Annotated in this window: 16 protein-coding genes; 4 read left to right on the forward strand and 12 right to left on the reverse strand. The window is 54.2% G+C overall.

Going from position 1 to position 15073, the window contains the following annotated elements:
- Positions 1 to 21: 21 nt before the first annotated feature.
- Together ACTG39_RS09130 and ACTG39_RS09135 are read right to left on the reverse strand one after the other, a co-directional pair.
- Positions 22 to 786 (reverse strand): hypothetical protein, encoded by a 765-nt coding sequence (locus ACTG39_RS09130; protein ID WP_439107230.1) that lies wholly within the window; start codon positions 784 to 786, stop codon positions 22 to 24.
- 109 nt (positions 787 to 895) lie between these two features.
- Positions 896 to 1516: a urate hydroxylase PuuD gene (locus ACTG39_RS09135; protein ID WP_439107231.1), complete on the reverse strand. Its 621-nt coding sequence runs from the start codon at positions 1514 to 1516 to the stop codon at positions 896 to 898.
- 193 nt (positions 1517 to 1709) lie between these two features.
- Between ACTG39_RS09135 and sodB the strand changes: the two genes are divergently transcribed.
- The gene (gene sodB, locus ACTG39_RS09140; RefSeq protein WP_439107232.1) at positions 1710 to 2288 is read left to right on the forward strand and encodes a superoxide dismutase [Fe]; all 579 of its coding nucleotides are present in this window, start codon (positions 1710 to 1712) and stop codon (positions 2286 to 2288) included.
- Between the two features lie 397 nt (positions 2289 to 2685).
- On the opposite strand, the gene groL is transcribed toward sodB, so the two are convergent.
- From groL to ACTG39_RS09155, 3 genes are all read right to left on the reverse strand, one after another.
- Entirely contained in the window at positions 2686 to 4332 is a 1647-nt protein-coding gene (gene groL, locus ACTG39_RS09145; protein ID WP_439107233.1) for a chaperonin GroEL, read from the reverse strand.
- A gap of 62 nt (positions 4333 to 4394) precedes the next feature.
- Complete coding sequence (locus ACTG39_RS09150; protein WP_439107234.1) at positions 4395 to 4685, reverse strand: co-chaperone GroES; 291 nt, start codon at positions 4683 to 4685, stop codon at positions 4395 to 4397.
- A gap of 200 nt (positions 4686 to 4885) precedes the next feature.
- Positions 4886 to 5332: an FxsA family protein gene (locus tag ACTG39_RS09155; RefSeq protein ID WP_439107235.1), complete on the reverse strand. Its 447-nt coding sequence runs from the start codon at positions 5330 to 5332 to the stop codon at positions 4886 to 4888.
- 65 nt (positions 5333 to 5397) lie between these two features.
- Between ACTG39_RS09155 and ACTG39_RS09160 the strand changes: the two genes are divergently transcribed.
- Complete coding sequence (locus ACTG39_RS09160; RefSeq protein ID WP_439107236.1) at positions 5398 to 5721, forward strand: MGMT family protein; 324 nt, start codon at positions 5398 to 5400, stop codon at positions 5719 to 5721.
- A 52-nt stretch (positions 5722 to 5773) separates the two neighbouring features.
- Here the strand turns inward: ACTG39_RS09160 and ACTG39_RS09165 are convergent, their stop codons facing one another.
- Entirely contained in the window at positions 5774 to 7132 is a 1359-nt protein-coding gene (locus ACTG39_RS09165) for an AmpG family muropeptide MFS transporter (protein WP_439107237.1), read from the reverse strand.
- Positions 7133 to 7200: 68 nt separating this feature from the next.
- On the opposite strand from ACTG39_RS09165, the gene ACTG39_RS09170 reads away from it, so the two are divergent.
- Positions 7201 to 7905 (forward strand): sulfotransferase family protein, encoded by a 705-nt coding sequence (locus tag ACTG39_RS09170; RefSeq protein ID WP_439107238.1) that lies wholly within the window; start codon positions 7201 to 7203, stop codon positions 7903 to 7905.
- Here ACTG39_RS09170 and ACTG39_RS09175 read toward each other — a convergent pair.
- The 3 genes from ACTG39_RS09175 to ACTG39_RS09185 form a co-directional block, all read right to left on the reverse strand.
- Positions 7902 to 9527 carry a hypothetical protein gene (locus tag ACTG39_RS09175; protein WP_439107239.1) on the reverse strand — a complete coding sequence of 542 codons (1626 nt, stop codon included), beginning with the start codon at positions 9525 to 9527 and terminating at the stop codon, positions 7902 to 7904. The genes ACTG39_RS09170 and ACTG39_RS09175 overlap by 4 nt on opposite strands.
- 125 nt (positions 9528 to 9652) lie before the next feature.
- Entirely contained in the window at positions 9653 to 10480 is an 828-nt protein-coding gene (locus tag ACTG39_RS09180) for a hypothetical protein (protein ID WP_439107240.1), read from the reverse strand.
- Entirely contained in the window at positions 10477 to 11331 is an 855-nt protein-coding gene (locus ACTG39_RS09185; protein ID WP_439107241.1) for a hypothetical protein, read from the reverse strand. The genes ACTG39_RS09180 and ACTG39_RS09185 overlap by 4 nt, the downstream gene beginning before the upstream one ends.
- A gap of 260 nt (positions 11332 to 11591) precedes the next feature.
- Here ACTG39_RS09185 and ACTG39_RS09190 point away from each other — a divergent pair, with 260 nt between their 5' ends.
- Positions 11592 to 12281 (forward strand): hypothetical protein, encoded by a 690-nt coding sequence (locus ACTG39_RS09190; RefSeq protein WP_439107242.1) that lies wholly within the window; start codon positions 11592 to 11594, stop codon positions 12279 to 12281.
- A gap of 3 nt (positions 12282 to 12284) precedes the next feature.
- Here the strand turns inward: ACTG39_RS09190 and ACTG39_RS09195 are convergent, their stop codons facing one another.
- From ACTG39_RS09195 to ACTG39_RS09205, 3 genes are all read right to left on the reverse strand, one after another.
- Entirely contained in the window at positions 12285 to 13079 is a 795-nt protein-coding gene (locus ACTG39_RS09195; protein WP_439107243.1) for a hypothetical protein, read from the reverse strand.
- Positions 13080 to 14147: an acyltransferase family protein gene (locus tag ACTG39_RS09200; protein ID WP_439107244.1), complete on the reverse strand. Its 1068-nt coding sequence runs from the start codon at positions 14145 to 14147 to the stop codon at positions 13080 to 13082.
- Positions 14147 to 15073, reverse strand: a 927-nt coding sequence (locus ACTG39_RS09205) for a glycosyltransferase (RefSeq protein ID WP_439107245.1), incomplete at its 5' end; no start/stop codon positions are given. The genes ACTG39_RS09205 and ACTG39_RS09200, both read right to left, overlap by 1 nt.

Consider the following 15073-nt stretch of genomic DNA (forward strand, 5'->3'; position numbering starts at 1 on the left):
CCTATCCGTATTAGCCGGGTGTTAACCACCCGCACCCGGTGTCTGCATTGCACGTAACTGAGACTGCAACTGGCTAATGCTTGCATTGGTAGATTGCCGGAAGGCATTGATGGATTTGATCCATTCTTCATTGCCCCCCACCCGCTTACTCAGCTTGGCCAGCTCCAGATCTATTGCGTTTAAAGCGTCTGCCACCCGCTCCACCTCTGCCTGGCTAGAACGCGCATTAGCTGCGCTCCTTTTGAGGTCCCCAGACACCTTCTGCAAACGAGTAATGTCCTGCAGCGCTTTACCCAAATCCGCCTGCGTGGCCTTCACTGTCTGCGCATTCGCAGCACTCGCTCCATCGGCACGCTTCGCGCTGGCTTCTAATTTACCCAGGCGCTCCTTGGTACTCTTCCACACGTTGTCCCACAGCTTGCGAACCTCACTGTCGAGCTCACGTATTTTTGCTGCCTGCACCGCTGCGTTCTGGCTCATGCCCTCGTCTGTGTCGGAAAGCCGATCTTCGAGATCTCCTATCCGTTTTTCATAACGCTCTAGCGCGTGTCCGGACTGCGTAAGCTTTTCCTGAAGCTGCCAGGACCAGGCGCAGGCAGCAATGGCGATGAGCAGCGCCACAACCAGGCCGATACCTGAAAGTAATCCAGGTTTGCCACCGCCACCATCAGACTTTGGCGCTGACCGCGAACCCCCACGGGGTCGGGGTACCGCAGCGGAGGGAGAACCACCTTCTCGGCTGGCACTTATTGAGGGTATAGGTGAAATATCGTCGTCTTTAGACATGCGCTCTGATTTCTAAGTAAAACGGGCGCGATTATATCGCGCCCGTGGGTGTTAAGTGAGTGCTAGCTGAGCCACCGTGAAACATCAGGCTCGTAGCGGGCGTTCAGCCTTAGAGAAACGCCAACAAAGCCCAGATCACGCCCGTGAGAAGAATACTCATATGCACTACGCCCACCACGCTTGCCATGGGCCCCATGCGACCAAAGAGTGCGTTGAGCTCCAACACAACAATCAATCCGCAGGCGGCAATCAGGCCCGTATCACTGATGTCAGGGATAATCAGGTGCTTCGACCCGAGCATGCCCAGCAGCATAGGACCAGAAAAAAGTGTATTGGTGCGCGACGCCAGGCCGGCCTTGGCCGCAGCGGACGGACCGTCCCCTTCCTTCATACCCAAAACAATTTGCTGCTTAGGCCAGATGATCAACCAGACATTCAGGAACATAAAGGTGCCAGCCAAAGCACCCATGTTAATCAACGCGCTGGCCGCCGGGTTGCTAAAGGAACCGACGTAATGGAGCAATACCAAGCCGGTGATAAAAGTAACGAGCGCACCGTAGCGGAACCACTTAAGCGCCCGGGGAGCCAGCTTTTTCATGGCATCAGCTTTTGCGGGGGCTTCTGCCTCCTTAAAGTACTCTGTCTGCACAAAGTTGAAGTAATAAAGCATACCTATCCAGACGACTCCGGCTAGGACGTGAAACCAACGAAAAATGAATTCTACGATCATGTGACTGTGCTCCTGTTGTGTTTTTGCTCATCTATAATACACCGGCCAGCACGCGTACACATCGACCTTGCAGATAATTCCGTATAAGCAACACGCGTAAGACAAAACTCAGGGGAGTTCTCAAAAGAAGCTTTTGGGAGGACGTTGCGCGCCCCTGATATGACACACTCAAATGGAGCTTGGAGAAGACACTATGGCTTTTGAACTACCTGCCCTGCCCTACGAGCAGAACGCTCTTGAACCGCATATCTCGGCGGAGACCCTCGAATACCACCATGGAAAGCACCATCAATCCTATGTCAACAAACTCAATGGCATGATTGCCGGAACCGAACTGGAGTCTGCAAGCCTGGAAGAAGTAATCCGCCAGTCTGAGGGCGGCATGTTTAACAATGCAGCGCAGATCTGGAACCACAGCTTTTACTGGGAGTGCCTCTCACCTAATGGCGGCGGCGAGCCCAGCGGCCCTCTAGCAGATGCAATCAACAGCGCTTTCGGCTCTTTCGCTGAGTTCAAAGAACAGTTCTCAGCCGCAGCCGCGGGCAACTTTGGCTCCGGCTGGACCTGGCTTGTGCAAAGCACTGATGGCACTGTCGCTATCAGCAATACCAGCAATGCGGGCTGCCCCCTGACCGATGATGTAACCCCGCTGCTCACCGTGGACGTCTGGGAGCACGCCTACTACATCGACTACCGAAATGCGCGACCTAAGTATCTTGAGGCTTTCTGGAGCCTGGTTAACTGGGAGTTTGCTGCGAGCAATATGGCGTAAAAACCCTCGCTTTGACCGAGCCGCCCTGGCGAAAGCTAAGGCGGCTTTTTTGTGCGCAGCGAGCAAGCGCGGTGTTGTCATTCGAAGCGTAAAAGCGACCGCAGCGAGAATGGCAATGCCGGGATTGCTCGCGAATTGGTCCTCAAGTAACCCGCCTGCACGAGCGCAGCGCTTACTCCGCGTCGCGCAAGCGCTCCTGATTGCTGCGTAAGCACTACCCTCGCACCGGCTGACGCAGTGCGCTCGGATGGAACGAGCAAGCACGGTGTTGTCGATCGAAGCGCAGAAGCGACATCAGCGAGAGCGGCAATGCCGTGATTGCTCGCGAATTACTGACGCACAAAAAAGCCCGGGCTGCGAACAGACCGGGCTTTGATTAAGCGCTTGGGAAGCTGGCTTACATCATGCCGCCCATACCGCCCATACCACCCATATCAGGCATGCCGCCGCCAGCAGGAGCGCTGTCGACAGGTGCGTCGGCAATCATCACTTCTGTGGTGATCATCAGACCAGCTACGGAACCCGCCGCCTGCAGAGCAGCGCGAGTTACCTTCGCAGGATCAAGAATACCCATCTCGATCATGTCGCCGTACTCGCCGCTTGCCGCGTTGTAGCCGAAGTTACCTTCACCCTGACGAATCTTGTCCAGAACAACAGAGGCTTCGTCACCGGCGTTGCCGACGATCTGACGCATGGGAGCTTCCATAGCGCGCAGCGCTGCGGCGATACCAATGTTCTGATCTTCGTTGTCGCCTTTGAGGCCTGAAATTGCTGCAATTGCGCGGACAAGAGCCACGCCACCACCAGCAACCACACCCTCTTCAACGGCTGCACGAGTAGCATGCAGAGCGTCTTCAACGCGAGCTTTCTTCTCTTTCATCTCGATCTCGGTGGCAGCGCCAACCTTGATCACCGCAACACCACCAGCCAACTTGGCTACGCGCTCTTGCAGCTTCTCACGATCGTAATCTGAAGAAGTGTTTTCGATCTGAACACGGATTTCCTTCACACGCGCTTCGATAGCAGCAGCTTCGCCGGCACCGTCGATGATCGTGCTGTTGTCCTTGTCCATGGTGAATCGCTTGGCATTACCCAGGTGCTCAAGAGTTGCAGCTTCCAGGTCCAGGCCAACTTCTTCAGAGATCACAGTCGCACCGGTAAGAATAGCGATGTCCTGCAGCATAGCCTTACGACGATCACCAAAGCCCGGAGCTTTACAAGCTGCGACTTTAACGATGCCTCGCATGTTGTTCACAACCAAAGTGGCCAGCGCTTCGCCTTCTACATCCTCAGCCACGATAACCAATGGCTTTGAAGCCTTGGCTACCTGCTCCAGCAGAGGAAGCAATTCACGGATGTTAGAGATCTTCTTGTCAACAAGCAGGATGAATGGGCTGTCGGTATCGACGCTCATGCTGTCCTGATTAGTGATGAAGTAGGGCGAAAGGTAACCGCGATCAAACTGCATGCCTTCAACAACATCCAGCTCGTTCTCAAGGCCTGAACCTTCTTCGACGGTGATAACACCCTCTTTCCCGACCTTATCCATTGCATCAGCGATGATTTCACCTACTGCGTGGTCAGAGTTTGCAGAGATAGTGCCAACCTGCGCGATCGCCTTGTTGTCTTCACAAGGAATTGACGCAGCCTGAACCTGCTCTACTGCCGCAGCAACGGCCTTATCGATACCGCGCTTAAGGTCCATCGGGTTCATGCCCGCTGCAACCGCCTTCAGGCCTTCGTTAACAATAGACTGAGCGAGTACGGTTGCAGTCGTTGTGCCGTCGCCAGCAACGTCTGAGGCCTGGGAAGCAACTTCCTTTACCATCTGTGCGCCCATGTTTTCGAAGCGATCTTTCAGTTCGATTTCTTTCGCAACAGAAACACCGTCTTTAGTCACGGTCGGCGCACCGAAGGACTTCTCCAGGATAACGTTACGGCCCTTGGGTCCAAGCGTCGCTTTAACAGCGTCTGCCAGGATGTTTACACCTGCCAACATACGTTGGCGTGCTTCGTCAGCAAAAAATACGTCTTTAGCTGCCATGATTTGTTCCTTTAAGTCTTTCTAAAAATTGAATGTCTTGGGTTAGCTAGTCAGAGGAGCGCTTACTCAACGACCGCGTAGATTTCACTCTCACCCATGATGATCAGCTCTTCGCCATCAACTTCGATAGTGTTGCTACCGGCGTACTGACCAAAAACGACGGTATCGCCAACCTTCACAGCGAGAGGTCGAACCTCACCGCTATCCAGTGCTTTGCCATCACCAACAGCGACAACCTCTCCCTGATTTGGCTTTTCTTTGGCGGAACCGGGCAAAAGGATGCCACCGGCCGTGGTTTGTTCTTCTTCGTTACGACGAATGACCACACGGTCATACAGCGGACGGATCTTCATTGCTTCAAATCTCCAATCAATCGACTTTACGGGACCCCGAAGCGGGGGACTGACTGGTTTATGGGGGGTGTCGGCGGGATTTCAAGGGTTTTTTGGCAGTCTTTTGCCGAGAGTGCTAATTATTTTCGTGCCGAGACAGGGAGTCGCGTTTCGCGAGCCAAGCGAATATCAATTAACTCAATTAATTCAATCACTTAGGTTTACTCATCATCAAGACGGCGAAACTCTCCCTCAATGGGGTCGCCGGGGCGTGATTGTGGGCGTGATTGTGGGCCTGATTGGGTGCGAGAGTCGTAACTCGACGGGGGTACCTTACCCCCAAATGCCCTGAAGAGCCTGCGCCGGAGAGGCCCCAAAAACACAATCAAGGCCAAGGTGTCTGTCACCAGTCCGGGAATAATCAACAGCAGTCCCGCAAGACCCATGGCAAGCTCATCGACGAGGAGTTGCTGAGGCATTACCGCCACACCGCCTTGAGCCGCCCGAAGCTTATTGACGATCTCCATACCCTGGGCTCGCAGAATAGTCAGCCCGAGCAAAAAGGTCGCCAGCACATAGAACATTGTCTGAAGGGCACCAATGTTGCCACCTAGCTGGATCAACGTGAATAGCTCCATCCAAGGGAGCAAAATAAAAAACCATCTCATGGTTAAAGTATGGGGACTCCCCGAGGGTTTGCAAGCGCCCTGCTCTCTTCCCGTACAATCAGCTAATGGCAGACAATAACCCCATGGACGGCGACTTGGATCAACGAATCTGGCTGACCGTGTGCGCGATCCCCGCCGGCAAGCTGTCTACCTATGGCGATATTGCTGAGCGTGCAGGACTGCCAGGCGCCGCAAGACGCGTGGGTGCGGCACTAAGAAAATTGCCTCCGGGTAGCACAGTCCCCTGGTACCGAGTGGTGAACGCCAGTGGCAAAAGCTCCTTACCCCCGGGTACTCAAGGTGCCGATCGACAGCGCGCAAAGCTGGCAGACGAAGGAGTGCTGTTGGGAGCAGGCGGCGCCGCTGTCTTGAGACGCTATCGATGGTGACTTGGGTAGCCGCCCGGCCGCGCGAAGCCATGGGTCCGCAGGGCGCCAAGAGTTAAGCCTTTTGACGCTCCACATGCATCAAGACCGCCACCAATAAGATAGCTGGAATACCCAACGCCGCTGCGATCACAAAAAACTGCGGATAGCCCGAAGTATCCACCACCCAACCGGAAAACCCGGACAAAAACTTCCCTGGTAAAGTCATCAGCGAACTAAATAGTGCGTACTGCGTGGCAGTGTAGCTCCGGTGGGTCAGACTCGATAAATAGGCGACAAACGCTGTGCTGGCAATGCCGCCACTAAGGTTGTCCGCGCTAATCACTAACGCCAACCACACGAGCGCCGGTGGCCCATCGGTCTGCAGGCCCGCAAGCACCGCGAAGAGCAGGTTTGTGCTCGCCACCATCACAGCACCCAACATGAGTGGTCTCAGTAGACCAAAGCGTAATACGAGCACACCGCACAAAGCCGAGCCGGCAATAGTCATAAAAAAGCCAAACAATTTGGCCACACTCGCAATCTCGGACTTGCTGTAGCCAAGATCGAGATAAAAGGGATTTGCCATAACGCCCATGGCAATATCACTCAAACGAAATACCGCAATAAACAGTAGTAAGACAAATGCAAAGGAGCCAAAACGTCGGACAAATTCCAAAAACGGACAGATAACGGCGCCCAGTAGCTGTCGCTGCCAGACCGAGCGTTCATGCAAGTGCATGGGACGCCCCATGACCTCATCCACCATCTGCGCATCCATCCGCCGCTGCTCCTCGGCAGTGCGATGCAGTGGCTCATCGGCCCAAAGAGTAGCGAGCATACAGACGCCCACCAGTGCAGCCATCCCCAGATAGGCAAGAGACCAGCTATGAATGTCCGCCAGATAAAGCGCACCGGCGCCAGACACCAGTAGTGCGAGTCGATATCCAAATATGTAGGAGGCCGACAGCGCGCCCTGCTCTTCGTCCGGCGCGGACTCAATCCGAAACGCATCCAGAGCAACATCTTGCGTGGAAGATGAAAACGCGACCAGCAAGGCAGCCAAGGCGATGTTTACCAGGCTTTGCTGAGGATTCATCAGACTCATAAGCGCTAGCCCCGAGGCGATGCCCAGCTGCCCCAGAAAAATCCAGCTTCGTCGCTGACCGAGCAGACCATGCAGCAGTGGCAGCTGCAGACGATCGACCACGGGCGCCCAAAAGACCTTAATGGAGTAGGTTAAACCCACCCACGCAAAGAAGCCGATAGCGGTTCTCTCTACGCCCTCATCCCGAAGCCAGGCTGTTAGCGTTGAAAACACCAGCAAGAACGGCAGGCCCGCGGAAAATCCCAACAGACTCAGCACCAGCACTTTTTTGCGGGTGTATATGAGTAGGGCTTCGCGCCAGGAATAACTGTTTGTAGCGTCGTTCATTAAGTACTTGGCATCCGATTTATTCTCATCAGTGTTAATCTGGCTATGCGCATTCTTTGGACGCTGTGATGCAACCCAGCTATCTTTTCATACTCTCGCCTCCCTACAGCGGATCGACTGTGCTGTGGCAGCTGATAAAGACATCATCTCAGGTATCGGCCCTACCTGACGAGGGGCAAAAACTCCCGGAACTCCGCGCCATGATGCGCGAGAACCCCTGGGACCCGAATACGACCTTCGATTGGGACTTGATTGCCCGCGTCTGGCATCAGCACTGGAGCGACAGCAAAGCTATTCTGCTCGAGAAAAGCCCTCCACACCTGTGCCGTGTCGATGTCCTTGAGCAGCACTTTCAACCGGCGAAGTTTGTGTTTCTGATGCGAGATCCTCTCGCGATCTGTGAGGCCCTGCATCGTCGAAACGGCATGGACTGGGAACTTGCCGCCCAGCGTTGGCTATTCTGGCTATCTCTTCATCTCGAGGCGAGTCAGAAGCGCCCTGCCAGTCACGTTGTGTATTACGAAGACATGGTGACCGACCCCGGGCACACGTTTAAAGCTCTCGGTGAGTGGTTCCCTGCCTTGCAGGACATAGAGCATGAAAGCGCGATCGAGGCACACGCCGTTGACGGCGTACAAAAACGCCCACTCCTGGACATGAATCCTCGCAAAATCGCAAAGATCCCGACACGGGACCGGCAGCGGGTGCTCGCTATTTTGGAAAAGTCTGCCGAGCTGGTGGAGAAAACGCCTTACGCGGCAGAGTACTTTTAACGCTTCGGATCACACGCCTTGTCGCCTTCGTCGTTGCCATCCTCGCCTGTGTTCCCGGCCGCGCGCTCAACTTCGGCATCCTCCACATCCTTATCTTCTGCCACGATAAACTCGTCAGGGCGCTCCTCCGCGCTCTCCTCTTCACCATTCTCCTCTTCAACGGGCTCCACATAATTTGCAAGTTGCGCGTTAAATTTCTGAATCATTTGAAGTAATGGACCTTCATTTGCGACACTGTCCCGAATGCCATTGACATAGGTTTCGTGATACAAAAAAATCCGGGTGATCGTCAGGGTGCGACCGTGATTCTCGATCTCGAAATCAATACCGTCATCAAAAACATCCTTTAGATCGACTGCCACCTGCGCGCTGAGAGTGCCTTTCGAACTTGCCTCGCAGATCGCCCAGGCGCCTTTGTTCACCCGCACGCGCAGCTTCGATGCGCCGAAACCCCGCCAGCGCAGAAAGTTTAACTCCAGGGTCAGCTCCGTTGTGCTGTGATTCCGCTGGACCCAAGCCAATCGAGGCTCAATCCGTTGTGCCAGCCGTCCACCCTGCACAAGTCGCACACCCCCTGCCCTTCGAACGTGAGAAGGTTTCGTTACTGTCCAGCCCCGACCATTATCGAGCAGCGCCCCGTTGAAGAGAATGCTCATGCGGTAGTCACGGCTTGCCCAAAGTCCATAGCCTCTGGAGTATCTGCGTAATAGCGGCAAGGCAAGCTGCAAAAATTCATCGATCTCATCATCAGCGATCTTTGCATGCGTGCCGAGATACTTCTGCGTGTTATCAACAAAGTTGAACTGCTCGACAACCTGCCCGGGATGCAGTCCATCGTGACTCGTTGTCTCCAGCATGTAGCGCAGCAGAACCGCGGCCTGTTCGGCAGAGAGCTGCTCTCCAACATTTTCGGCCCCCATAAAAGGAGCCCAGTATGAGAACCGATTGGGCTCCCAATCCAAAAAAGCCTCGTTGTCTCGCCAGTGAACGCCGTCCTCAGAAGGCACAGGGTCTTTATCGACGCGATACTCGACGCCAAGCGCCGGCCACCGTGACCGGGCCAGCTCAAACATTTCGGCCATTCGGGCATTTGCAAAAGCCAGGTAATCCCCATGTGCCGGGCTTTGCTTTGCCGGTATGCGGCCCTCGTGCGCAATACCCTGCGCTTCAAGATAGTCGAGGTAACCAGAGGCCTTTGCCGCAGCAATGTTTGCCTCGCCCGTTTGTTCCTGCCAAACCCTGAATGCGTGCCACAACTCTTCCCACGAGATAAACCCGCCCATACAGCAAGGGTAGTCCCCGCTGATTCGAGAGATTTGAGCAAAATAGTCCAACCATACATCTTCAATCGCCGGATCCGTGAGTAAGGCCTGTGCCCACTGAAAGCCGTTAAGTAGCGGCCTCAACATGACTTGATGGGTGTAAGCAACTCGCAAGAGTACGGCGACGCCCGCACGCTGTGCTTCGGAAAGCACCAGCCGCAGCTGACGTTCATAGAAACCGTCGTAGGCAATGGGCGTCTGACTCGACTGAAAGCTACGCCAGGGCACCACTACGATGATCGTATTGAACCCGTCTTTGCGAAGCTGCGCCAACTCCCGGCGAACAAACGGTCGACGCATGACCTGCAGGGAATCCAGGGGCCAACCATCAGAAAAATAATGCGCCGCGATCACGAACTCAGGTGGGGGAACCCCCTTGGACAGCAGTCCTCGAAGCCCTAGCCCTGTCCCTATCCCTAACAACGCTAAGGTGCTCCCAATTGCTGACAACGTGCATCCAGTTCGTGAAGTAAAGCCTCTGCGTTTGCGAGGTTTTGCCAATCGGAGTCAAAGCGCTCGCAGGCGAGCTCATATAAGGCGAGGTCCAGGCTGTTCGCGCTGCGAACCGGCTCCAAGAGCTCGCCAAGCTCCTGCTCTACAGACGCACGTCGTTCCTCAGGACTCCGTCGATCACTGGCATCGCGAACATTCTGACGCTGAAACGACAAATCAATCTCCGTAAAATCCGATTTCAAGGCCTGCTCAAACAACACGGCACTCTCGCGATACCGCTCCACGATACCAAACGCTGGGAGCGCTTCCAGAAGCTGTGCAGCGCACTCAAATTGATGACTATCGCCCGTGCCGGGATAAATGCCGGACAACATACGTGTCTGGTAGTTCCTGATAACAGGACCTGTGCTTTCCTCCAAGCGCCAACGCACATAGCTCTGTAAGTCCCCGTCCCTGGCCTTCTGTGTTCCCGGATGATCCACCGCCTGGCGACGCTCAAATTCGTACACCGACAAAATGCGCTCTATAGGGTGCCTCAGGATCACCAACGGTCGTAGCTGCACGCTGTCCAACTCTGGCAAGGGAAACGGCATCCAATGACTGGAAAGCGCGCGGATCTGCTGATTATCCATTAGGTACTCTGCAAGATACTGCGGATTTCCACGCATACTGGCATCATCACGATGATCGCAAAAACCTGTAGAAAAACTCCGCGCCAAGCTCCAATCCAGTGTGGTACCTGCGTTCTTGAACAAGTGCGCGTGGAGAAGAACAGGCCTCATGGCCTTAGCGTCGCTCATCGTAGTCCGATTCGCTCAAGCACTGAGCCTACGTTCATACGCTTACAGCGTTTGCGAAACTTTACGAGACGACGCTCAAAGTCGTCGATTCTCGATATCGCCTCATCAAGCTTTTGATTTGCTTGGCGATAGAGGGCGAGATCGTAACTGTTACGACTGATTACATGAGCCGCCAGGTCGCCCAACTTGTCGAGAGTCTTGTGCACCCGAGTATCGATGGCCTCCTCAACGGTGCTTTGCTGGGTCACGTTTTGACGCACATAGGCCAAGTCGATATCTGGAAAATAAGGCGCGAGGTAGTGCTCAAAAACCACCATGCTTTCGTCGTAGCGATCTACGACACCAACACAGTCTAAAAACTCTAGATGATGCAATGCCCGTTGCAACCAATCCGCTGGCTCGGTGGACTTAACATGCCTATGGTGAAACCCAGCGATATAACTCGTCTGATAGTCCCTGATGGTTCGGGGAACCTCCTCCTCCATCCGCCATGCAACATAGGCGACGAAGTCCTTTTCCTTGGCCGCGATCGCGCCCGGCGTATCGGCATCCTGCTTTCGTTCAAAGGCGTAAACCGACTGGATGCGCTCAATGGGATGTCGCAACAAGTAGGCTGTGTGGAATTTAACCTTAGGCGGCTGGGGCAGCGGATAACAAAGATGATGGCTCGACAGAGCCATCAAGTCTGGGGTGCTGGCGATCACCATTGCCAAGTGCTTTGCTCGCTGTTGAATCATCGCCTGATTATCCCGATGATCCATAAAGCCATCTCTGAAGCTCCGGCTCAGACTCCAGTCAAAGGTGGTCCCGGCATTCTTGAAGATATGACCATGCAGGATGATGTGGCGCATTGATTGGATCCAGACGCAAAATGTTGTGTGGGCATCAGCAAACGCTCGTGCTGATGTATACGCATCGCAAGCTTAGGCTCGATGTAGAACCCTGTAGAACCGCAGTCGAGACTGATATCCTCTAATTTTACGATAACAGGCATGCCCAGCGATACTGTCGCCCTATGCCTAACCTTCTGATACATATAGGCAGACTTAAAACTGGGACCTCATAGCATGATGCGCAACCTCAAAGCCTGTCCCTGTTACGGCATTTTGCTATGTTGATCTCGGTCCACATGCCAAAAACCGCTGGGTCAAGCTTTCAGGCAACGCTGGAGGCGCACTTCGGCGAAGGACTCAAACTTCGCTACGAAGACCGCCCCCTTCACCGAAGCGCATGGTCCCGCAACTTTGACGCGACCTTAAACTGCCTGAAAAACAAAGGCGCAGCATTCGTAGACCGGGATGTATCCTGTGTCCACGGGCATTTTCTGCCACTGAACTATCGACTCGCAAAGCCGCATACACAGCTTCAGTTTGTTACCTGGCTACGAGACCCCGTGCAGCGTTTGCTCTCGCATTACTACTACTGGAAACGCAGCTACCAACCGGGCCAGTCCGGGACCTTACATCAGCAAATGATTGAAGAGGACTGGTCGCTCGAGCAGTTTGCCGTTTGTCGCGAGCTTCGCAATCTATACAGCATTTTTCTGTGGGGATTCCCGCTGGGACGCTTCGATTTTATAGGCATCACCGAGCACTTTGCCTCCGAGCTCGAAGACTTCGGCAGGCGAGTCTTAGATGCACCGGTGGTTCAAGAAGAACGCAACCGAAATCCCGACGGGGATGACCAGGAATACAAAGTGGACGGATCGCTTTTACGGTTGATCGAAACAGCACACGCAAAAGACATCGCACTGTATAGCCGTGCATTAATGATGCGAAAGCTACGACTAGAAGAAGATTAAGTCCTAAGCTTCTCTGGAAGCACGACCCGGTTCAAACTGCGCAACGTAATCCAGAGAAGTTCGGGGGTCGATTTCCAGGAGCTCAGCCTCCGGCTCTTGCGCGTAACCGAGGTACTGAATGTTCTCGCCCCACTCTCGGTCGATAAAATCGAGATCTTCGGTGTTCAGCCAGGAACGCCATTCGCCAAAGCCCCGGGACCGAGCGACGCGCATATATTCTTCGGGGACCTCGGCATCTCCTTCGAGAGAGAGGCTCGTGTAGGCACTCAACTCAGGCAAGGACTTCCCCTGTAAAAGGTCTTCGTAGCAGAGCATGAAGGGCTGGAAACGCTTTTCATAGTCTCGCTGAATCCCATGGAGTCGCTTAAAAACGCCTATCGGGCCACGCCCCACCAATGCTGCAAGAGTGTTATAGAGCTCAATGGTCGACACGGTCGATGGTGAATTCACTTTGGCTTCCAGCGCTCGACGAGCTGTGCGGTACGCATCTCCATCGCCACTGACCTGAAAGTCATAGAACAGATACAACAACATGCTGATGAATTGATCCCTTGGGTCGCGGTAGATCAGCACATGGCTATCGAAGCACTCGAGAATGGCGTTATCCATCGTCACCCGTCCAATCAGAACCTTCGTGAGCGTGGACCCACTTTGGCTGAGTATGTTTTCAAGAGCCTGGTCAGTGTCGGGCTCAAAGAACGTCTGAAGCGTCTCCGGCGATTGATCTAAAGCCTCTTTAAGCTGACTAAACAAGCGCGTCGTGCCGGACTTCGCGAGCCCAGAAATCAAATAGTGCATTTACCCCTCCGGGGAAGTCTTTAGCCAACGTCGCTTGAGCCCAAGCGCAGGCTTCTCCAAAAAATGCCAGGACAGTAAGGCCAGCGACACCACCACGATCGTTGCAAGTCCTGTATTGAAGTATGGACCCTGCTCTGGGAAAAAGTTCGCTATCACTTGCTGAACCGGCCAGGCATAAATGTAGATGCCGTAGGACGGATCGCCAAGCCAACGATCCAAATCGATAAAGGGACTGCGGTAAGCGGCAAAGAAGATCAGATACACAAAGGCTGGAGGGAACACGTAGGCAAACCATGGCTCTCCCAGAGCCGCATAAGCCAGCGCCCCCGCCACTATCGCCAAAGGGAGGCTCAAGGGAACCGATGTCCTATTGATATAGAACGTGACGCCGAGGAGAAAGTAAACGCAAGGCTGCGCCCACTTTTCGATGCGACCAACGAGGGGAATATCTCCAAAGTAACTTAGGGAGAATAGAACGAGAGCCACGGCCGTGAGATTAGCGAGAGTGCGCCAGCGCAGAAGACCCGTGGCACCCACCACCATCAATAACAGGTAGCAGGAGACCTCAACAGGCAGCGTCCACAAAGATCCGTTAACACCCTGCCGGGGCAGGGAATCAAAGACTCCGGGCAATCGAAAACTCATGGGAAACAGCGCTGTCGTGTTCCAGAAGTAGTTCCACGTTCTTGGATCAGAAAAGTACGCGGACCTATCCAGAGTGGTAAGCCAGGAGCCGAGCACCAGGACCGTCAGGCAGACACAAACAATCAAAGCCGGATAAATACGCAAAACCCGCGAGATACAGTAATCCACCAAACCTCGGCGTACAAAACTTGCTGCAACCAAAAAGCCGCTAATCGCAAAAAAGCCGCTTACCGCGATTTCACCTATCCAGGTGGATTTTTCGAAAAAGTCGCGCAGCGGATTGAGCTCACCATGACCGGTGATCGGAAAACTGTGGCCAAACAACACTAGCCAAGCGAAGGCAATTCTCAGCGCCGTAAAGTTGTTTCTTCGACTGCCGTCATAGTCACCCAGAAATGGCGTAGTGTCAGCCGCACCGTTCATCACTGACGATGGCTCTTCAGGCTTCCAAGGCGAGGAATGTCAGCACGGAGAACGGACGCCGCACATTCCTGATCAAAGTATCGGTGTAACCACTGTTCATGGTGGCTGAGTTTTTCCAGTGTTGACTCGCGACCGCTTAACAATGCGATGAGCTTTTCTGCGATGGCGGCTTCCGTATTCTCTATCCACATAACCGTGTCACTATCGGGAATGCCCTCTACACCGATGTCAGTCGTTACCAAAGGAATATGATTAGCGATGGCTTCGATGATCTTCCCCTTAATACCCGCACCATAGCGCAAAGGTACTACGACCACGCCCACGCGACGGTAAAGCTCTTCAAGCGCCGCATCACTGACGTACCCATGTACCTGCACGTTGTCGTTGGCAAGGGACAACACATCAGTCGGCGGATTCGACCCAACGAGATGCAATCGGGCGTCGGGTATCGCCTCTAGCACCCTTGGCATAATCTCGTTCACCAGCCAGAGCGCTGCATCAACGTTTGGCGGATGATTGTAGCCGCCCACAAACAATAGCTCCGTGGGCCCCGAAGGCCTGTACTCCGGTAGGTCACTCACTTCCATAGTGTAAAGGGGAATACGCCGCAGTTTATCTGCAGACATGAGCTCCGAAAGCGCATCAATCTCCACATCCGAAAAGTAATAAACTCGATCGGCTCGCTCACAGACCGCTAACTCGCGCTTGCGCCAGGATTCCGAATCCCGCCGCAAAGCATCATCATCCTTCAATGCGGCTTCCCGAGCGATTCGCAGATAGTGAAGATCGTGGCCAAAAAAGCTGATAGCGGGTCGCGGAGACATTCGCTCCAAATGCGGCAGCATCTGCTCCGCTATATGAGGTCGGTGCAGAAATATCTCATCAATATATGGGGCATGTTCCGCCAGCCACTCATCAAGATGCCG

Origin of the sequence: Congregibacter sp., assembly GCF_965662665.1 — a bacterium.
In the GTDB taxonomy this organism is placed as follows: domain Bacteria; phylum Pseudomonadota; class Gammaproteobacteria; order Pseudomonadales; family Halieaceae; genus Congregibacter.